16 protein-coding genes are annotated in these 18346 nt (G+C 70.1%); 7 read left to right on the top strand and 9 right to left on the bottom strand.

Going from position 1 to position 18346, the window contains the following annotated elements; genetic code table 11:
• Positions 1–18 precede the first annotated feature (18 nt).
• Together CKO31_RS09300 and rpsU are read right to left on the bottom strand one after the other, a co-directional pair.
• Positions 19–462: a GatB/YqeY domain-containing protein gene (locus CKO31_RS09300; RefSeq protein ID WP_200236260.1), complete on the bottom strand. Its 444-nt coding sequence runs from the start codon at positions 460–462 to the stop codon at positions 19–21.
• A gap of 50 nt (positions 463–512) precedes the next feature.
• Positions 513–728: a 30S ribosomal protein S21 gene (rpsU, locus tag CKO31_RS09295; protein ID WP_058556564.1), complete on the bottom strand. Its 216-nt coding sequence runs from the start codon at positions 726–728 to the stop codon at positions 513–515.
• 207 nt (positions 729–935) lie between these two features.
• Here rpsU and tsaD point away from each other — a divergent pair, with 207 nt between their 5' ends.
• On the top strand, positions 936–1970 hold the full coding sequence (gene tsaD, locus CKO31_RS09290; RefSeq protein ID WP_200236257.1) for a tRNA (adenosine(37)-N6)-threonylcarbamoyltransferase complex transferase subunit TsaD: 1035 nt from the start codon (positions 936–938) through the stop codon (positions 1968–1970).
• Positions 1971–2071: 101 nt separating this feature from the next.
• On the opposite strand, the gene plsY is transcribed toward tsaD, so the two are convergent.
• Complete coding sequence (gene plsY, locus CKO31_RS09285; RefSeq protein ID WP_200236209.1) at positions 2072–2710, bottom strand: glycerol-3-phosphate 1-O-acyltransferase PlsY; 639 nt, start codon at positions 2708–2710, stop codon at positions 2072–2074.
• Positions 2711–2877: 167 nt separating this feature from the next.
• Between plsY and folB the strand changes: the two genes are divergently transcribed.
• The 3 genes from folB to CKO31_RS09270 all read left to right on the top strand — a co-directional run bounded on the left by folB (position 2878) and on the right by CKO31_RS09270 (position 7549).
• The gene (gene folB, locus CKO31_RS09280) at positions 2878–3237 is read left to right on the top strand and encodes a dihydroneopterin aldolase (RefSeq protein WP_200236207.1); all 360 of its coding nucleotides are present in this window, start codon (positions 2878–2880) and stop codon (positions 3235–3237) included.
• On the top strand, positions 3234–3791 hold the full coding sequence (gene folK, locus CKO31_RS09275; RefSeq protein WP_200236205.1) for a 2-amino-4-hydroxy-6-hydroxymethyldihydropteridine diphosphokinase: 558 nt from the start codon (positions 3234–3236) through the stop codon (positions 3789–3791). Before folB ends, folK begins: the two co-directional genes overlap by 4 nt.
• A 200-nt stretch (positions 3792–3991) precedes the next feature.
• Positions 3992–7549, top strand: coding sequence for a mechanosensitive ion channel domain-containing protein (locus CKO31_RS09270; RefSeq protein WP_200236203.1), 3558 nt, complete (start codon positions 3992–3994; stop codon positions 7547–7549).
• A 270-nt stretch (positions 7550–7819) separates the two neighbouring features.
• On the opposite strand, the gene CKO31_RS09265 is transcribed toward CKO31_RS09270, so the two are convergent.
• The 4 genes from CKO31_RS09265 to CKO31_RS09250 form a co-directional block, all read right to left on the bottom strand.
• Positions 7820–8614, bottom strand: a complete 795-nt coding sequence (locus tag CKO31_RS09265) for a transporter substrate-binding domain-containing protein (protein ID WP_200236201.1) — start codon at positions 8612–8614, stop codon at positions 7820–7822.
• On the bottom strand, positions 8608–9900 hold the full coding sequence (locus CKO31_RS09260) for an ABC transporter substrate-binding protein (protein WP_200236199.1): 1293 nt from the start codon (positions 9898–9900) through the stop codon (positions 8608–8610). The genes CKO31_RS09265 and CKO31_RS09260 overlap by 7 nt, the downstream gene beginning before the upstream one ends.
• Before the next feature lie 6 nt (positions 9901–9906).
• Positions 9907–10410 (bottom strand): DUF2452 domain-containing protein, encoded by a 504-nt coding sequence (locus tag CKO31_RS09255; protein WP_200236197.1) that lies wholly within the window; start codon positions 10408–10410, stop codon positions 9907–9909.
• Positions 10411–10544: 134 nt separating this feature from the next.
• The gene (locus CKO31_RS09250; RefSeq protein ID WP_242475259.1) at positions 10545–11318 is read right to left on the bottom strand and encodes a pteridine reductase; all 774 of its coding nucleotides are present in this window, start codon (positions 11316–11318) and stop codon (positions 10545–10547) included.
• A 170-nt stretch (positions 11319–11488) separates the two neighbouring features.
• Here CKO31_RS09250 and CKO31_RS09245 point away from each other — a divergent pair, with 170 nt between their 5' ends.
• Complete coding sequence (locus tag CKO31_RS09245) at positions 11489–12742, top strand: class I SAM-dependent methyltransferase (protein ID WP_322789120.1); 1254 nt, start codon at positions 11489–11491, stop codon at positions 12740–12742.
• A 147-nt stretch (positions 12743–12889) separates the two neighbouring features.
• Here the strand turns inward: CKO31_RS09245 and CKO31_RS09240 are convergent, their stop codons facing one another.
• Positions 12890–13786 (bottom strand): complex I NDUFA9 subunit family protein, encoded by an 897-nt coding sequence (locus tag CKO31_RS09240; protein WP_200236193.1) that lies wholly within the window; start codon positions 13784–13786, stop codon positions 12890–12892.
• Between the two features lie 324 nt (positions 13787–14110).
• Here CKO31_RS09240 and CKO31_RS09235 point away from each other — a divergent pair, with 324 nt between their 5' ends.
• The gene (locus tag CKO31_RS09235; RefSeq protein ID WP_200236191.1) at positions 14111–14908 is read left to right on the top strand and encodes a sulfite exporter TauE/SafE family protein; all 798 of its coding nucleotides are present in this window, start codon (positions 14111–14113) and stop codon (positions 14906–14908) included.
• A 31-nt stretch (positions 14909–14939) separates the two neighbouring features.
• Here the strand turns inward: CKO31_RS09235 and CKO31_RS09230 are convergent, their stop codons facing one another.
• Entirely contained in the window at positions 14940–15593 is a 654-nt protein-coding gene (locus tag CKO31_RS09230; protein WP_200236189.1) for a hypothetical protein, read from the bottom strand.
• A 197-nt stretch (positions 15594–15790) separates the two neighbouring features.
• Here CKO31_RS09230 and CKO31_RS09225 point away from each other — a divergent pair, with 197 nt between their 5' ends.
• On the top strand, positions 15791–18178 hold the full coding sequence (locus tag CKO31_RS09225) for a nucleotidyl cyclase domain-containing protein (RefSeq protein ID WP_200236187.1): 2388 nt from the start codon (positions 15791–15793) through the stop codon (positions 18176–18178).
• The last annotated feature ends 168 nt before the right edge of the window (positions 18179–18346 follow it).

Genomic DNA, 18346 nt, shown 5'->3' with positions numbered 1-18346 from the left:
GGCGGGCCAGCGGCCGCGTCAGCCGGCGAGCCGGGCCTTCACGCGACTGCTCACCTCGGCCATGTCGGCACGGCCCTGGAGCTTCGGCTTCAGCACGCCCATGACCTTGCCCATGTCGCGCATGGAGCCGGCGCCGGTGGCGGCCATGGCCTCGTCGATGAGGGCATCCACCTCGGCATCCGACAGGGCTGCCGGCAAGTAACCCTGGATGATCTCGAGCTCGAAGCGCTCCCCGGCCGCGAGATCCTCACGTCCGGCGGCTTCGTATTGGGTGATGGAGTCGCGGCGCTGCTTGACCATCTTCTCCAACACCGCCAGCACTTGGGTGTCGTCCAGCTCGGCGCGCTCGTCCACCTCGCGCTGCTTGATGGCGGCATTGATGAGCCGAATGACGCCGAGGCGCGACTTGTCGCCGCCTTTCATGGCGGCCTTCATATCATCGGTGAGACGCTGCTTAAGCATGGTGGACACGCGACGCTGCCGCTACGGCCGGCCCCGGAGTTTAGAGGGGGCTAGTAGGGCCGCTCCCAACGCCGAGCCTCGCGGGAGAGCTTCTTGTGGTGGCGCTTCACAGCGGCGGCTTTTTTGCGCTTGCGCTCGGCCGTCGGCTTCTCGTAGAACTCGCGGCGACGGACCTCGGCGAGGACGCCGGCCTTTTCGCAGGAGCGCTTGAAGCGACGCAAAGCGACCTCGAAGGGCTCGTTCTCTTTGATACGAACGCTGGGCATAAACAATCCTTAGGGTTTACGCGGTTTGAAAGAGGATAGCGGCGCCTCGGCGCTCGGGCCTGGCCAACGCATGCGTAATCGCGCATTATGCAGTGCGGCCGGCGGCACTGGCAACCCCATCGACCGCGGCCGGCAGTAACCGCGACGCAGCGACAGCCTGCGCTCCCGCGGCGATCTCGGATGAATGCCAACCCTGCTTCAGTCGTTATGCGCGTCCTCGGCATCGAAACCTCCTGCGACGAAACCGGCGTCGCCGTCTTCGACGGCGCCGCCGGCCTGCTGGCGCACACCGTGCACAGCCAAGTGGACCTGCACGCAGCCTACGGGGGCGTTGTCCCCGAGCTCGCGTCCCGCGATCACATCCGCCGCCTGACGCCGTTGATCCGGCTGGTGATGGCGGAGGCGGGCACAACGGCGGCGGACATCGACGGCGTCGCCTACACCGCAGGCCCCGGACTCGTGGGCGCCCTGCTGGTGGGCGCTGGACTCGGGCGCAGCCTGGCCTGGGGCTGGGGCGTGCCGGCCATCGGCGTGCACCACATGGAAGGCCACTTGCTCGCGCCCCTGCTGGAAGAGCCGGCGCCCGCCTTTCCCTTTGTGGCGCTCTTGGTCTCCGGCGGCCACACCCAGCTGGTGGAGGTGGCCGCGGCGGGCCGCTACCGCCTGCTCGGGGAGTCCGTGGACGACGCCGCGGGCGAAGCCTTCGACAAGACCGCAAAGATCCTGGATCTCCCCTACCCCGGCGGGCCGGCGCTGGCGAAGCTCGCCGAGCAGGGGGAGCCTGGGCGCTATGTCTTTCCGCGGCCCATGACCGACCGCCCGGGGCTCGATTTCAGCTTCAGCGGGCTCAAGACCTTCGCGCTCAACACCGTGCGCGAGGAGCTCGCCCACCGCAGCGATACCGAGCAGGCGAGGGCCGACATCGCCCGCGCCTTCGAGGACGCGGTGGTGGAGACGCTGGTCATCAAATGCCGCCGCGCCGTCGAGGCCGCGGGCGTGGACCGCCTGGTGCTCGCCGGCGGCGTCAGTGCCAACCGCCGGCTGCGGGAGCGGGTGGACGCGATGATGGCGCAGCGCAGCGGCCGCGCCTTCTACCCGAGGCTCGCCCTGTGCACGGACAATGGCGCGATGATCGCGTTCGCCGGCCACCAGCGCCTGGCCGCCGGGCAGAGCGAAGCGCTGGCGTTCACGGCCATGCCCAGATGGCCGCTGGACGCCCTGCCGGAGCTATGGGACGAGTGACGAGTGACGAGTTTCGAGTGACGAGGGGCGAGGCCCTCGATACTCGAAACTCGCTCCTCGAAACTCGCTCCTCGATACTCCCTCCTCGATACTCGACCCCGTCACCCCTCCGCCCGCGGACCATCTTCGGCCGTCGCGCCGATCTGCCCCTCTTCGCCGCGCAGCAGCTTGCGGATGTTGCTGCGGTGGCGCAGGAACAAGAGCCCCGTGACCACCAGCTGCATGCCAACGAGCGCTGGCTCGGGCCAGAAGAGCCAGACCACCACCGGCGCCAGGGCCATGGAGACCAGCGCCGACAGCGACGAGATCCGCAGCACCTTGGCGACGAACAGCCACACCGCCGCCGTCACCGCGCCAATGGGCCAGTAGAGCCCGATCTGCACGCCGAGCGCGGTGGCGACCCCCTTGCCCCCGCGAAAGCCGAAGAACACCGGGAACAGGTGCCCAACGAAGGCCGCAAGGCCCACCAGCCCCAGCGTCAGCGGGGCGGCCCCGACGGCATGGGCCGCCAGCATTGGCAGCACGCCCTTGAGGGTGTCGCCCCCCAGTGTGACGGCCGCCGCCGGCTTTGCCTTGGCGCCGCCAATGCGCAGCACATTGGTGGCGCCAGGGTTGTTGGAGCCTTGCGTGCGCGGGTCCGGCAGTCCCATCAGCCGGCAGACGACGATGGCGCTGGAGACAGAGCCCAGCAGGTAGGCACCGACGGCCAGGGCCAAGGAGATAAAAAAGGTCGCGTCCATGGCGCGGCATTGGACCGGCTGCAGCCCCCGCGGTCAAGCCTCTGGCGAGTCAGAACGCTTGCAATGACCGAGCGCGCCGCCACCCTAGCGGGCCGAACGCTCGTGAAAGTCCAGCTGCCCGCGCCGGCGGCTGTTGTCCCTCAGCCCTCAGCCCTCAGCCCCTCCCCATGGACATCGTCTTCCTACGCCAACTGCGCATCGAAACCGTCATCGGCATCTACGACTGGGAGAAGGCCATCAAGCAGCCGGTGATGCTCGACGTTGAAATGGCGAGCGACAACGCCAAGGCCGCCGCGTCGGACCGTATCGAGGACGCTTTGGACTACAAAGCCATTTCCAAGCGCCTGAAGCAGTTCGTCGGCGACGCCCAGTTCGAGCTGGTGGAAACCCTGGCCGAGCGCTGCGCCGCCATCATCCGGGACGAGTTCGGCGTGCCCTGGGTGCGTATCACCTTGGACAAGATCGGCGCGGTCACCGATGCCGCCGGCGTCGGCGTCGTCATCGAGCGCGGCGAGCGCCCGGCGTGAGCGCCGACCCGGCCCGCGGCAGCGCCCCGGCGCGGACGCAGACCGGGGCCGGCAGCCGCCGCTGCTGGATCAGCGTCGGCAGCAATGTCCAGCGCGAGGCCTCCATCCGCGGCGCCATCGCCGACCTGCGACGGTACTTCGGGCCACTGTCGATCTCACCGGTGTATGAGACCGAGGCCATCGGCTTCGAGGGCGAGCCCTTCTACAACCTGGTGGTCGGCATCGACACCCGCCTCGGCGTCGCGGAGATCAATCGGCTCCTGCGCGACATCGAGGACGCCCATGGTCGCGTGCGCGGGCCGAACAAGTTCGCGCCGCGCACGCTGGATCTGGACCTTCTCACCTGGGGCGAGGCCGCCGGCACCATCGACGGCTCCGAGCTGCCGCGGGACGAGATCCTGAAATACGGCTTCGTGCTGGCGCCGCTGGCGCAGGCTGCGCCCGCGGACCGCCATCCGGTAGACGGGCGCACCTATGCCGAGCTCTGGGCACAGATGGCCCCGCACGCGCAGCCGCTCACCCCCGTCTCCCTCGACCTGCGCGCGTCACCTTAGAGCGCGGCAGGGTCTTCGCGGTTGCTTTGTCCAGCCCAAGAGGGCCTACTCGGCGCCGGACTGGATCGGGTGCTGATAGCGCTCTCGCGCCCGACAGGCTCGCGCAACGGCGCTGAGCCGGGGCCCGCGAGTCGCCGGGTGCATCGTGGCCTCGTTGGGCGGGCGCCGGTCTGCGGCTGGCGGGGCCTGCGGGACCGCAGTTGAGTAAACTCCACGATTTGCCCTCACCGCCTGCACCCATCCTGCCCATGGCCTATGCCGAGCCGCTTAGAAGGCGTCACCAGTCAGCCCCTGCGCGCAGGGCCCTCCGCGCGCTGCTGTGCGCTCTGGCTCTGGCGTTCACCGCGGCTGCCGTCGCCGATCTGCCGATCCCGGATCTGCGCGAGATCGAGCGCGAGAACGACCAGCTCGCGAGTCTGATCGAGGAGATCGACGCCACCCGCGCGCGCCGCGCGGCCGACCGGGCGGCATTCGCCGAGCGCTTGGCCCGAGACGAGCTCCGCCTCTACAGCGACGACATCTCCGCCGAGGCCCTGCGCCAAGCCCGGCTGCGCCTGGACTCCGTGCAATCGCGCACTGCCGTTCTACAGGGGCGCATCGAGCAACGGACCCTGGCACTGGAGCGGCTCCGCAGGCAGATCGCGCAGCTGGAGCGGGCCATCGCCGGCGCTGCGGACGACGAGCGCGAGGCCAGCGTGCGCGATCTGCGCAACGAGGTCGCCCGCGATCTGCTCGCCGGACAGGCGCAGCTCACCGAGCAGATCATCGCCAGCTACGGCGAGGCGCTGCACGTGAACCGCCGCTATGTAACGCTGCTCGAGGACCATCTGCGCCTGCTTCAGAGTCGGCTGCGCCTGAGCGAGCTTGAGAGCGCGGGCTTGTTCGCACAGGACCCCCGGGTGCCGCTGCTGGAGTCGGTCATCGCCGATCATCTGCGCCGCGCCGCGCGCTTGGTCAGCGCCGCCTCTGGGATGAAGGATTCCGACCCGGCGCAGGCAGAAGAGCCGGCGCAACAAGCCCGCCTGCGCGCGCTCGAGATGCGCATCGACGACGCCGTCACCCGCAGCTTCCTGCGCCAGAACGACCTGGAGCTGATCCTCGCCGGCAATGCCCTGGACGATCTGCGCGCCCTGCGGCGCGACGAGCTGATGCCCCTGCACGTGCTGCGCGGCGCCGAGCGCCGGCTGGCGGGGGTCGCCGACGACTTGGCACAAATCGCCGAGGCGCTGACCGGCCAACGCGATGTGCTCCGCTCCAAGCGCGCGGCGCTGACCCGCCACAGCAGCGACGAGGCGCCGGACCTGGTGCTGTTGGAAGACCTGGACAAGGCCATCGACCTGCAGCAGGCGGATATCGAGCAGCTGCGCGAGGCAGCGCAAGCCGAGCAGGCGACATTCGACCGGGTCATCGCCGAGCGCTACGCCGGCGCGCTCGCCGAGCGCCGCCACCTGCCGGACAGCGCCGACGATTGGCGGCGTCTCGCCGACAATGCCCTGCATTTGCCGCAGCTCCTCAGCAATGCGCTGGGGGGCATCTGGGAGGCCCTGCGCACGGGCACCGCGAGCGCTGGGCCCGCGCGCAATGCCCTCGCCCTCGCCGCCGGACTCGGGCTGTTGCTGCTGGTGCTCGCGGGCCGGCGGCTGCTGCGGCGATGGTGCGCTGCTCAGGACCCCGACAGCCGACTCGCCGAGCTCGTCAGGCCCTTGGCCCGCGTGCTGCCGGCGCTGCTGCCGGCGCTGCTCTGGCTATTGGTGGTGATCGCCTATGATCTCACGGGCGATTTGATACGGCCGATCCTGCTGATCCTGCTGCTGCCGGCATTGCTGGGCTTCGTGCTGGCGCTGACGCGGGAGCTGCTCTACGCGCAGCCGCAGGACGCGCAGGCCCACCCCGGCGCCGACACAACGCCCGGGCGAGCTGAGACGGATGCCGCCGGCACCGTAACCGATGACCCGCAGACGCCGGCGATGGCCGCCGCCGAGCCCGTCGCCGGCGCAGGCGGGGCCGAGCAAACCGAACCGGCGACGACGCGAGCGCTCCAGGCCCCGTCTGCGCCACCGGCCGCCGTGGACACGACCGAGCCCACCGAGCAGAGGACCGATGCCGAGGCGCCCGCCGATGCGCAACCTGTTACAGCGGCAGCGAGCACGGCCCTGCGCTCGCGCAAGGCGTTCTATCGCAAGCTGCGCCTCGGGCTGCTGCTCGCCGCCGCCGTTGCGGCGGCCTACATCCTGACCAGCGCACTCCCGCTGGCGCCCATCCTGGCGGATCTGCTGGACCGGCTCGCGATGCTCGGCGTGCTGGCGTTGGCCCTGCCGGCGTTCGCCCTCTACGGCCTCTTCCGCGGGCTCGCGGCGCAGTCGGGACGCCGGCGGCTGGTGGCGGCCACGGTCGCCTCGCTCTCGCGCCTGCTGCCCCTGTTTCTACTGGCGGTGGGGCTCACCGGCCTCATCGGCTACATCAATCTCGCCTGGGCCTTGCTGACTTACCTGGCCTGGGCCGTGGTGGTGGGGCTGTTGCTCGCCTTCGTCATCGGGGTGCTGGCGGACCTGCGCGACCGGACCGTGGAGCACCTGCTGCCGGCTTCCGCACCGGCCGCCCAACCGGCGGCGGACGCTGCCGAGCCCTGGGATGAGCTGCACCCCGCCACCCCGGAGGGCAGCCTGGAGGATACGGCGGAGCAAGCACCCGCCGACGGCGACGACGGCGTCACGCCAACACCAGCGCCGGCGGCCGTCACCGACGAGCTCGCCGAGTTCTGGCGCACCCACTTCGTCGAGCCAGGCTATCGGCTCGGCGTCCTGTTGGCGGTGCTCGGCGCCGGCTGGCTGCTATTCGCGCTCTGGGACTGGCATGCCGACACACCCGTGGTGCGCTGGCTCCTCGCCCTCATCGATACGCCCTTGCTCAAGCTCGGCGAGTCCGCCTTCACCATCGCCGACATCCTGCTCGCGGTGGTGCTGGTGGCGAGCGTCTTCTACATCGCCGGCTGGAGCCAGCAGGTCAGCTACAACCTGGCCTATCGCCGGGTGCGGGACGCAGGTCTGCGCCAGGCGCTGGCGACCTTCACCCAGTACGTGATCATCGTCGCCGGCGTGCTGCTGGCCCTGCGGATCATCGGCTTCGATATCACGACGCTGACCGTGTTTGCGGCGAGCCTCGGCGTGGGCATCGGCTTCGGGCTGCAGAACATCATCAACAACTTCGTCTCCGGGGTGCTGCTGCTGGCGGAGCGCCCGCTCAAGGTGGGCGACTTCGTCAGCATCGGCAGCAACCTCGGCAGCGTCACGCGCATCGGCATCCGCTCGCTCACCATGCGCACGCTGGACAAGCAGGAAGTGATCATCCCCAACGGCTCGGTGATCAGCGGCGAGTTCACCAACTGGACCCGCAGCGACGACCTGCTGCGCAGCGTGCACTACATCCGCATCCGCTACGAAGACGACGCGGAGCTTGCCATCCGTCTCATCGAGCGCATCCTGCGCCGCCACCCCTATGTGCTGTCCGACCCGGAGCCCGGCGTCTTCCTGTGGGAGTACTCGGAGTCATCCGTGGACATCCGGGTGCAGTACTGTTTCAGCATGAACGACGGGCCGGGCACGCTCGGCATCCGCTCCCAAGTGCTGCTTGCCATTGGTCGCAGCTTCCGCGAGCACGGCATCAAGATGCCCCATGCCAAGCGCGACGTGACCATGCACCTGGACGAGGACAGCCGCGGTCTGCTCGCGGGCTTGGGGGCGCCCAAGCCCGAGCTGTGAGGCGAGATCGGAGCCGGTTATAGGGGCTTGATCGTTAGCGCGGCCAGTAGTGGACGAGCGACAGCGAAGTCCACCCCGGGGCCACCCGTAAGCTGGTGGACGGCGCTTCGCTTGTCCACCCTACGCCCTGCGCCTGCTTGCGCGGCCTCAGGGCGCCGGGGCTGTGCCGAAGGGGGCACATGACGTGAGAGCGCCGTCCTCGGCGCGATCAGAGCCAGTCGCGGCGAGGACGCCGCTCCCACGGCGGGCATCTGCCCGCTGACGTTTTGATCAAGGGCCTGCGGGGACAGGGGCGGCGCTGGCCTCGTCATCGTCATCGAGCCAGCGCCGTTTGATGCGCTCGAAGACGCCGTTGACGTGGATGTTGGCGATGGCGCGGTCGAACAGCTCGCGCAGGCCCTGGTTGTGGCGTGCGACGGCGATGCCGTTGCCGTGCCCAAAGGCTGCGGGGTCGTCGATGGGGGCGCCGACGAGCTCGAAGTCCGCCCCGTGCTCGGCGCTCAGAAAGTTCCGCTCCAGCGACAGCGCTTCGCCGAGCACCGCGTCCAAGCGCCCCAGCACCAGATCCACCAGGGCACCGGGCTGGGTACTGTAGCGGATGATCTCCGCATGCCCGGCGTAGTGCGTGCTGAGATAGTCATCCATCGTTGTGCCCCGCCACACACCGATGTGCTTGCCCATCAAGGCCGCCGGCGTGACCGCATCCAGCTCGCCGGCGCGCGCTACGAAACGGACTGGGCTGCGATAATAAGGACGCGTGAAGAGCACGCGCTCGCGGCGCTCATCGGTGATAGCCACCGATGCCACCACCACGTCCAGCTCGCGCGCCTCCAGCGCCGGCAGCAGCGCCGCCCAGTCCTTGGGCACCAGCCGGCATTGAAAGCGCGCCTCGGCACACAGGGCTTGGGCGATGTCGATGTCGAACCCGACGAGCTCGCCGTTCTCGTCGATGAAGCTGAACGGCGGGTCCTGACCGAAGACACCGACGCGCAGATCGGCCCAGACCGCTGTCGGCGACAGCAACAGCGCCAGCAGCAGCACGCAGCACCGGCGTCGCATCACCATGCCGTCCCTTCCTCGCTCAGCTGCTCAAGATCCGCCGCCAGCGCCGGCAGCGCCGCCTCCACGGCCGCTTGGTCGTCGAGCATCCGGACCACCGCACGCTGGACCCGCTTGCTGACGGCCGCGTAATTGGCACCCGTCACGGTGGAGGGGCGCGCCACCAGGGCCAGATCCGGTCGCGTTAACAGTTCCAGGAAGGGCTCGGCCGCGAGCAGCGCCGGCTCCTCGAGCAGGACCCGGCGGGTCGGAATATAGCCGCCGGCGAGCGCTCGCTCACGCTGTACTTCAGGGCTGGTGAGATAGCGCACCAAGTCCGCCGCCAGCTCCGGGTGCTCGGAATAGCGTGACACCGCGAGCTGCCAGCCGCCGAGGGTCGCCGGATGCGGGTCGTCCGGGCGGCCGCGGGGCAGCAGCGCGACGCCGACCTTGCCGCGCATCGGCGATTGCGGCGCGTTCAGCTCGGTCCAGGCATAGGGCCAGTTGCGCATGAAGGCGGCTTGGCCGTTCATGAACTGATCGAGGGATTCACGCTCGGTCTGCATCAGCACCGATGGCGGCGAGATGATGCCGAGCCAGTCGCCGGCGCGCTTCAGCGCATACTCGGCCCGCAGGTTGTCGACGGTGACCTTGCCCCCCGCATTCACGATGCGCCCGCCACCCCAGCTCCCGAGCCATTCCATGACGTTGCAGGTGAGCCCCTCGTAGGACCACCCCTGCCAGATAAACCCCCAGAAGCGGCGATCGCCCGTGGCGCGATGCGTGTCTTGCAGAATCACCGCGGCGTCCTCTAGCTGCCGCCAGGTGTCCGGCACGGTCAGCCCCGCCGCTTCCAGCAGATCACGCCGGTAAAATAGCAGGCCCAGATCCAGAAACCAGGGCAAGGCCACCAGCCGCCCGTCGACGGTGTTATTGGCGATCAGCGACGGGAAGAAGCGATCGGACTCCTCCCCCAGCGCCGGCCCCAGGTCCAGCAGATGCTCGGCCAGCAGCCCGGGCCAGACGACGTCGATCTCCAGCACATCCAGCTGCCGAGCCCCCACGCCGAGCAGCTCTTCATAGAGCGCTAGACGATCATCCGACACCGCCGGCGGCGCCACCATGCGCACCTCATGCCCATTGGACTCGGCCCATTGCTGGGCGGCCGCGCGGCACAGCGTCTGCTCCACGGGGAACCGCCCGCAGGAGATGGTGAGCCGCTCCGCCGCCGCAGGCAGTGGACTCAGGCCCGCTGCGAGGCCGAGCACCAGCACGGCCAGCGCACCTGCGAATACGCCCCCTCGACTGCGCACGGCCACTCAGGTGTCGCGGTCGTCGTCGGCGGCCAGGCCGCCGATATGCAGCAGCTGCTGCACCACCTGGCCGGTGTCGTCGGTGGCGTCGAGGCGCTCCGCCGGCGTCCAGGAGTAGTCGGTCTCCAGCCGGTAGGAGCCGGCGAAGACGTCCGGCGGCGAGTCGTTCCAGTCCGCCGGCGAGAGCATGGAGAAATAGGTCCGGCCGTCGGCCCGGCGGTAGAGGTGGTAGACCTTGCCGGGGATGCGCTTGAAGGCGCACTCGGCGTGGGTCAGGGCCTGCTCGTCGCGGGCCTCGTCCAGCACTTTGTGCGCCTCGGCCTGGAGCGCCTTGATCTGATCGGCGATGACACGGAGCTTGGCGCTGGTGCGCGCGCTCAGCATGGATTCGGCGCGGGCGACCTCGTCGGCCAGCTCCGGTGCCTGAAAGGCCGGCGCCAGCCGGCTCATAGGATAGGGCGAGCTGCGCGCGTCGCCGCGATGCAGCAGGGCCTTGTCGTCGTCGCTCATGGGTCTGTCCCGGGTCTGTGGTCTTTGGCTGCGGCGAAAGCGGGGCGCGCGGCCCCGCTGGGGCTCAGCCGGATCGCGTCCGGTGCCGGTGCGGTCATAGCCGCAACGCGGAGGCTGCGCGCCGGCGCACCGGGCTATTGCTGGATGCTGCGACCGCCGTCGACGGCGATCACCTGGCCCGTGATGTAGTGCGCATCACGCACCAGGAAGCGCACGGTGCGGGCGATGTCCTCCGGCGCACCGGCCCGCGCCAGCGCAGTGCGCGCCAGAATGGTGTCCTTGGCGGCCTGCGAAAGCCCCTGGTCCGGCCACAGGATGGCGCCTGGGGCGACACCGTTCACCCGCACGCGCGGCCCGAGCTCCCGCGCCAGTGAGCGAACCATCATCGCATTACCGGCCTTGGCGATGGAATAGATGGGGTGGTCGGCGTGCGGTCGCTCGGCATGGATATCCACCAGGTTGACAACGCAGCCCTCGGCGGCATCCAACAATGGGGCCATGGCTTGGGCAAGAAAGAACGGCGCCTTGAGGTTGGTACCCATGAGCTCGATCCATTGTGCCTCGGTGGCCTCGGCCAGTGGCGTCGGGTAGAAGCTGGAGGCGTTATTGATCAGTGCATCCAGGCGGTTGTGGAAGTCGCGCACGGCGTCCAACAACGTCGCCGGGGCCTGGGGGTCCAGCAGGTTGGCGCGGGCGAGGCGAACGGAGCCCGGCCGCGCCGTCTCCAGCTCCGCCTTCAGCGCCGCCGCCGCATCGCCGGAATGGCGGTAATGCAGCACCAGATCGAAGCCGGCGGCATGCAACATCTGTGCAATCACGGCCCCGATGCGCTGCGCCGCACCGGTGATGAGCGCCACCGGCGGCGCCAGTGGCTGGTCGGGGTTGGGATGGGGCTCGGACTGATGCAAGGTATCGATCCTCGTCGGTTGCGGGGCGGCGCTGACAGACAGCAGGGCTTGCGGGCACCCGTGCGGGCTGCGCATGCTGGGGGCATGCGGGGGCGCTCCGGCGCAGGCGGCCCGGGTTGGATGCTCGGGCCCACGCTTGCCGACAATCCCCACAATGCGGCGCCCATGCCGTGACCCAGCCCGACAATGCCATGACCGCACCGCCAGACCCAACAGACCCCACCGCCCCCGATGTCGACGCCCCGGATGTCGACGCCGCAGCCCACAGCGAGCGTCTGTGCGCGCTGATCCGCCAAGAGATCGCGGCGGCCGGCGGCGCCCTGCCCTTCGACCGCTTCATGGAGCTGGCGCTGTACGCGCCGGGCCTCGGCTACTACGCCGCCGGCAGCGCAAAGTTGGGGCCGGCCGGAGACTTTGCCACGGCCCCGGAGCTGTCACCCCTGTTCGGGCGCTGCCTCGCCACCCAGGCCGGCGAGGTGCTGGCGGCCCTCGGCGGCGGCGACATCCTGGAGCTCGGCGCCGGCAGCGGCGCGCTGGCCGCCGAGGTGCTGTCGGCGCTCGCCGCCGCCGGCCAGCCGCCACAGCGCTACTGGATACTGGAGCCGAGCCCCGACTTCGCCGAGCGCCAACGGCAGCAATTGGCCGAGCGCGTGCCGGACCTGCTCGATCGCGTTGCCTGGGTGCATCAGCCGCCGGCGGCGCTGCGCGGGCTCGTGCTCGCCAACGAGGTGGTGGACGCCCTGCCGGTGCAGCGCTTCTGCGTGCCGCCGGGCGCGGCGCCGGCGGCGGTGCGCGACGCCGTGCGCGAGATCCTGGTGGGCTGCGACGGCGACGGCTTCGCAGAGATCCAAGCGGCACCGGCGACGCCAGGCCTCGCCGACGCCATCGACGACCTGGGGCTGCCGGCGGCGACCCTCGCCGGCGGGCTCTGCGGCGAGATCAACCTGCGCCTGCCGCCCTGGCTGGCGCTGCTCGCGGAGCGGCTCGACGCCGGCATGGTGCTCATCATCGACTATGGCTATCCGCGCGGCGAGCTCTACCTGCCGCAGCGCCGCGACGGCACCCTGCTCTGCCACCACCGCCACCGCGCCCATGCCGACCCCTACGTGCACATTGGCCTTCAGGACATCACCGCGCACGTGGACTTCACCGCCGTCGCCGCCGCCGGCAGCGCCGCTGGGCTTGCGCTCGCCGGCTACACCACTCAGGCCAACTTCCTCATCGGCTGTGGTCTAGACCGCCACCTGCACGCCGCCGCCGGCGACCCCGAGGCCCTACTGGATCTCGCCGCCGGCGCCAAGCAGCTGGTGCTGCCGGCGGCCATGGGGGAGCGCTTCCAGGCACTCGCGCTGACCCGCGCGCTAGCGTCGCCGGCCGGCGGCTGGTGCGGCTTCGCGCAGCGAGATCTGGGCGCGCGGTTGTGAGGGGCAGTTGGGGCTCGACCCGCCGTGGCTGGCTGCATGCCGTGCTCGGCGTCAACGCTCGTGGCAGGAGCCCGGAGACCGCCCCGGCGGCAACAAGCCCGGTCCCGTGCCGATTTTGACCAAGGACGGTCAATAATCGGTGTCTCCTTAGGTGCCGAGGTAGGTGGGCACGATGGTGTCGATGTCGGTGGGGTGGATGCCGAGCTGTAGCAGACCGTTATGCTCTTCACACACGCTCGGCGTCTGCATCGAGCGATAATTGTCCAGGGTCATGGGCGCGCCCGGCAGCTTGTCGAAGAGCCGGGCCATGAGGTGCGAGCGCTTGTCGTCGAGGTCGATGATCCAGACCCGCTTGCCGAGATGGCGGGCGGTCTCGACCATGAGCTCCTTCAGCGTGAACACCCGCGGCCCGCAGAGATCATAGCGCTGTCCGACGGTGCGCTCGTCGTCGATGCTGCGCACCATGGCCTGGACGACGTCTTCCACCCACACCGGCGCGAACTGCGCCTGTGGACAGGCCAAGGGCACCATCCCCGGCGCTATGTCCAACAGGCTGCGGAAGCGGTTGAAGAAGCTGTCGCCGCGGCCGAAGATCACCGACGGGCGGAAGCTGGTGACCCGGAGATCCGCGCCGTGGGCGATGTCCTCTGCGGCCCCCTTGGAGCGCAGGTAGGCACTGCTGCCCTGCTCGGCGTCCGCCCGCAGGGCGCTCATGTGCAGCAGCCGCGGCACGCCCGCCGCCTGCGCCGCCGCGACGAGGCGGCGCACCAGGTCCACATGCACCGCTTGGAAGCTCGCACCGTCGGACTCGTTCAGGATGCCGGCCAGGTTCACCACCAGCGAGCAGTCCGCGAAGAGCGCCTCGTAAGCCGTCGTCTCTTCCACCTCGTGTAGCTCCACCTTGGGGTAGAGCTTGAGGTCGCGGTGGCGGAACGCGCGCCGTGTCGGCACGACGCAGTGATAGCCGGCGTTGCCGAGACGCGTGAGCAGGTGGCGGCCGACGAAGCCGGTGCCGCCGATGATGCAGGCTCGCTGTCGCTTCATGGATTGCAGATCCGCTGCTTTTGTGTTGTATCAGGCGCCGGCCATTGCACTGCTGCGTCGGATGCCGCGGCGCGCGGCAGGCGTGCGCCGGCGAGCGAGAGCACGGCAGAGCCGCCCGCCCGGGCTGCACTGCCCGCGCAGGCGTGGGGCGCGCGGCGCGCTATTATGCCGCAACGCGCCGGCGGCGGGCGCCGGATCGGCAATCGACCGCCGGCATACCGGGCTGGCGGGTGATCCCTTTGCTGCGGCGATCCAGCGCCGCGGGCCACCGACAGCGCCCCATCCACAGGCCCCACCCACAGCGCCCCAAAGGGAGCAAACCGCATGGAGCCCTTGGCCGCTCTGGCCTTTCTCGCCACAGGCGCGCTCGCCGGACTCGCAGCCGGTCTGCTGGGCATCGGCGGTGGTGCCGTCATCGTGCCCGCACTGCTGGTGCTGCTGCCGGCGTTCGGCGCCGGCGGACCCTGGACACCGCATCAAGCCGTGGCCACCTCCTTGGCGACGGTGGTGGCGGCGGGCTCGGCATCGGCGCTGTCGCACCATCGCCGCGGGGCCGTGCGCTGGGGACTGGTGTGGCGCCTGGCGCCAGGGATCGTCATGGGCGCGGGGTGCGGCGCGTTGGTCGCGGGCTGGCTGCCCGCGCTATGGCTGCAGCGGCTGTTCGCGGTTTTCCTGCTGCTGAGCGGTATGCGCATGCTGCTCGCCGCGGGGAAGCCCGCGCCCACGCGGGCGCTGCCGACGGGCCGAGTGCTCACCGCCGCAGGTGGCGGCATCGGCGCGCTCTCGGCGGTGCTCGGCATCGGCGGCGGCACCATGCTGGTGCCCTACCTGGCCCGCCACGGCGTGGTGCTGCGTCAGGCTGTCGCCACCTCCAGTGCCTGCGGCGTGCCGCTGGCACTGGTGGGCAGCCTGGGCTTCGTGCTGAGCGGTTGGGGTCGGGACGGGCTGCCGGCGGGCAGCCTGGGCTTCGTGCTCTGGCCCGCGGCCCTCGCGGTGGCGGCTGCGGCGGTGCCCCTGGCTGGCGTCGGCGCACGGCTCGCCCATCGCCTGCCGACGGCCACGCTGAAACGTGTATTCTCGGTGCTGCTGCTGATGGTCGGCCTCAGGTTGCTCGTCACCTGAGTCCGAGCCAGGGCCGGGTCCCGAGCCCGACTCAGCGCTCCGGAATGCCGGCGTCGCCGCTGACGCCGTAGTGGATATCGTCATGCCAAAGCCGCCGATACAGGTAGACTTGGCCCGCGGCATCGCGCAGCACCAGCCGGCCCTGATGCTGCGCGAGCTCGTAGGGACGGGCGATGTCATGCTCCGGGTCGTACATGGCAATGCGGTCGCCGCGTTGCTGGATCAGCCCTTCGATGTAGTCGCCATGGGGGCCGTAGAGCCGAAAGCGGTGTGCCTGCACGATGAGAAGCCCGCCGTCACGGCCCTCCCAGATACCTTCGAGACTGGTACGTCGCCAACCGGGGACATTCGGCAGCTGCACCATGCCTGGCATCTGCTGCATCCAGGCACCCATATCCGGCATGCTGCCCTCGGCCATGCCGGGCCAGGGCATCTGTCCCATGCCGAAGGGGGCGCCAACGCCGGGCATGGCACCGGCGGCGGGCGCCGACGGGCCGTCGTCGCTGAGCAGCCCCATGGCGTCCATCATGCGCGCCATGGCCTCGGCGAACACCCGGGCAGTAGCGGAGACGTCCGCCGCGGCTGCCGGCTTCGGGGCGGACAGCGCGAGCAGCAGCAAGGCGCCAACCAGAGCGCAAAGGGCCGGCAGCGACGGAGGGCGGCGCTTGGCAAGGCGACGGTGCATGAGCTGGTGCTGGTGTCTGGACTGCTGAATGACGGCGGCACCCCGACCACCGGCGACCAACCAGGATAACAGAGGCAGCGGCGCTGCCCGAGGCGCCGCCGCGGCCAAGAGACGAACGCTTCGGCCGCTCCCGAAGCACAACCATGGGCTGCGCCGGCGGAGCCAAACACCGCCGACGCCAAGGCGGAGTGATACAAGTGCCTGAGAACGGCGGCATGGAGCGCAATTGGCGACCCAGCCTATCCGCCTTCTTGGCGGCTATGCGGGAGCCGCCGAGCTGGACCTTCGATGTCGAGGGCTTCGGTGTCGGCATCGACAACGTACACGTCGACGTGCACCTGAGCCCGCGCTTTCGCGAGCTCGCCGGCATCACGGTGCGCAAGCTCTTCGCCGAAGAGATGGCCGCGACCGTCGGCCAGACCCCGGCCCAGGCGGTGGGCGCCGAAGACCTGGAGCGCTTCCGCCGTCATTACTCGCATCTCTTCGAGCAAACGCTGGAGCGGCATGCCTCGGCGCAGTCGGCAGAGCTTCTGGCACTGTTGCAGCTGGCGCTGCTGCGGTGCCTGCTGGAGCTGGTCATGCGCGAGCACCGCAGCCAGCTGGACGAGTGCCAGCGCGCCGGCCAGCAGTCTTTGGCGGCCGGCACTGGCCGCAGCCTGGCGCTGCACGAGAAGCTGGTACTGCTCAAGCGCAACGGCGCGAGCATCAACCGCCGGGTGCTGAAGCTCCTGTTCCGGCAGCTGCGCAAGCTGGAGTCGGGTCTGCTCGGCAAGCTGCGCGCTGCCGTAAGCACCGACGGCTGGCCGCTGCCCATGCCGGCCCTGTTCAACCCGGTCCTGTTGGCCACGGACCCGGGGAATGTCGACGAGCTCTCGCAGGACTACCTCATTGCGGCCCTCGGTGAGGGCGGCGACGGCAGCTGGCTGGCGCTGGCCAATCAAGCGGTGCTCTCCACGCTCGTGGACTACCTCCCGGAGTACGGCCGCCGCCAGGTGCTCGGTGACCTGGCTCCGCAGCAGCTTGCCGAGCGAGCGCACGAGCGCCACGACCAAGGCATTCTGCGGGGCTTCCTGGCCACGGAGCTGTTGCTCAGCAGCTTCATGGCCCCGGCGGAATACCAGGAGGGCCGCACCTGTTGGCTGGACGAGCCCGCCAATATGCGCCGCCTGCTGCAGCTGCCGGATACCGATGCCGGCGGCGGCGGTGACTCCTCCCTGCTGCTGGCCCCGGTGCAATGGAGCTCTCCGCGCTGGCTCGAGTTCCGGCGGGGACTGCGCGAGCGCCTGCATCGGCGCCTGCTGCACGCCGGCTTCAATGACCGCATGGTGCTCTGCTACTGGATGCCGGCGCTGCGCGCGCAGCTCGGCGCGCCGCTGCCGCTGAGCGTGGTGGCAGACTACTGCGCCGGCAGCTTGTCCCGCCGCCGGCTCGGCGAGCGTCTGGCCACGCTCGACACCCAGGTGGATCGCGCCGAGGCCCTGCGCATGCTGGAGCGCTGCCAAGTGGCGCTGCGGCGGCTCGGCGGCGAGGAGCGCGCCAGCTATCTGGACCGCTTCGTCGGCGATTTTCTGGCGCTGCGGCGCGACCTCAAGCTGGCCTACAAGACCTACCAAGCCATGGACCGCCTGCGCCTGGCGGAGAGCAGCGACGAGGTCACGCTCTCGCGCGCCAACGGCAGCCTGTGGGAGTTCGTCAGCCACGCCGAGACGCTGCCACAGGTCCGGCGCATGCGCGCCCACGCCGTGGTGAAGGCGGATATCCGTGGCTCGACCCGCATCACCGACGAGCTGGTGAGCCGCGGACTGAACCCGGCCTCGCACTTCAGCCTGAACCTGTTCGACCCGGTGAACCGGCTGCTCGCGGAGCTCGGTGCCGAGAAGCTCTTCGTCGAAGGCGATGCGGTCATCCTCGCCCTGTACGCCTACGAAGACGACTCCGGCAATGACAGCACGACGGCCATGCCGGTGGCGCGCGCCTGCGGCATGGCGCGCAGCATCCTGCGGGTGGTGGCCATGCAGAACGTGCTGAATCGCCGCCACGGGCTGCCGGAGCTGGAGCTGGGGCTGGGCGTCGCTTACTCACCGCGCGAGCCCCATTTCCTCTACGACGACGGGCGGCGGATCATGATCTCGGGCGCCATCAACACGGCCGACCGCCTCTCCGCCTGCAACGCAGCGCTGCGTTACGGCGGCGTGCACCCGCCCGGCAGCGGCCACCGCGCCATGCTCGTGAAGCCCACCGGCCCCGCGGCCACCGCCACCGGCGGCGAGGAGCTGCTCAGCTGGAATGTCAACGGGATCCTTCTTGAGCAGCAGGCCTTCTTTCAACTGCAGCGCGAAATGGCGCTGCGCCAAACCCTGCTCGCCGTGCCGGGAGATGACAACGGCCTCTATTTCGTCGGCCGCTATAAGGACCTCGCCGGGCGCAGCCGCCGGCTCGCGGTACGCTGCGCCCGAGTGCTCACCTGGGACGGCAGCCGCTTGGGCCCGCCGGATACGGAGCACCGGCACTATTTCGAGGTGATCGCCGACGAGTCGGTCATGGCTGGGCTGCGGCAGGAGTTTGCGGCGGTTGGGGGGGGATAGGGGAAGTGCGGAGTGCGGAGGGGAAAGTGCGGGGTGCGGAGTACGGAGTGCGGAGTACGCAGTGCGGGGTGCGGGCTGCGCCGTGCGGAGCAGGTGGTGCGTCGGGGGGAAGCCGCCGGTCGTCGAAGGCTGGCGCAGTGGCACGCTTTCGCCGGCCGTATGCATCGT

This window comes from Thiohalocapsa halophila (assembly GCF_016583825.1).
Classification (GTDB): domain Bacteria; phylum Pseudomonadota; class Gammaproteobacteria; order Chromatiales; family Chromatiaceae; genus Thiohalocapsa; species Thiohalocapsa halophila.
This window is presented reverse-complemented; position numbering and strand designations above follow the sequence as displayed.

Coding starts and splice junctions, on each gene's coding strand:
- CKO31_RS09300 (WP_200236260.1), bottom strand. CDS start 462: ATGCTTAAGCAGCGTCTCACCGATGATATGAAGGCCGCCATGAAAGGC.
- rpsU (WP_058556564.1), bottom strand. CDS start 728: ATGCCCAGCGTTCGTATCAAAGAGAACGAGCCCTTCGAGGTCGCTTTG.
- tsaD (WP_200236257.1), top strand. CDS start 936: ATGCGCGTCCTCGGCATCGAAACCTCCTGCGACGAAACCGGCGTCGCC.
- plsY (WP_200236209.1), bottom strand. CDS start 2,710: ATGGACGCGACCTTTTTTATCTCCTTGGCCCTGGCCGTCGGTGCCTAC.
- folB (WP_200236207.1), top strand. CDS start 2,878: ATGGACATCGTCTTCCTACGCCAACTGCGCATCGAAACCGTCATCGGC.
- CKO31_RS09265 (WP_200236201.1), bottom strand. CDS start 8,614: ATGGTGATGCGACGCCGGTGCTGCGTGCTGCTGCTGGCGCTGTTGCTG.
- CKO31_RS09255 (WP_200236197.1), bottom strand. CDS start 10,410: ATGAGCGACGACGACAAGGCCCTGCTGCATCGCGGCGACGCGCGCAGC.
- CKO31_RS09240 (WP_200236193.1), bottom strand. CDS start 13,786: ATGAAGCGACAGCGAGCCTGCATCATCGGCGGCACCGGCTTCGTCGGC.
- CKO31_RS09235 (WP_200236191.1), top strand. CDS start 14,111: ATGGAGCCCTTGGCCGCTCTGGCCTTTCTCGCCACAGGCGCGCTCGCC.
- CKO31_RS09230 (WP_200236189.1), bottom strand. CDS start 15,593: ATGCACCGTCGCCTTGCCAAGCGCCGCCCTCCGTCGCTGCCGGCCCTT.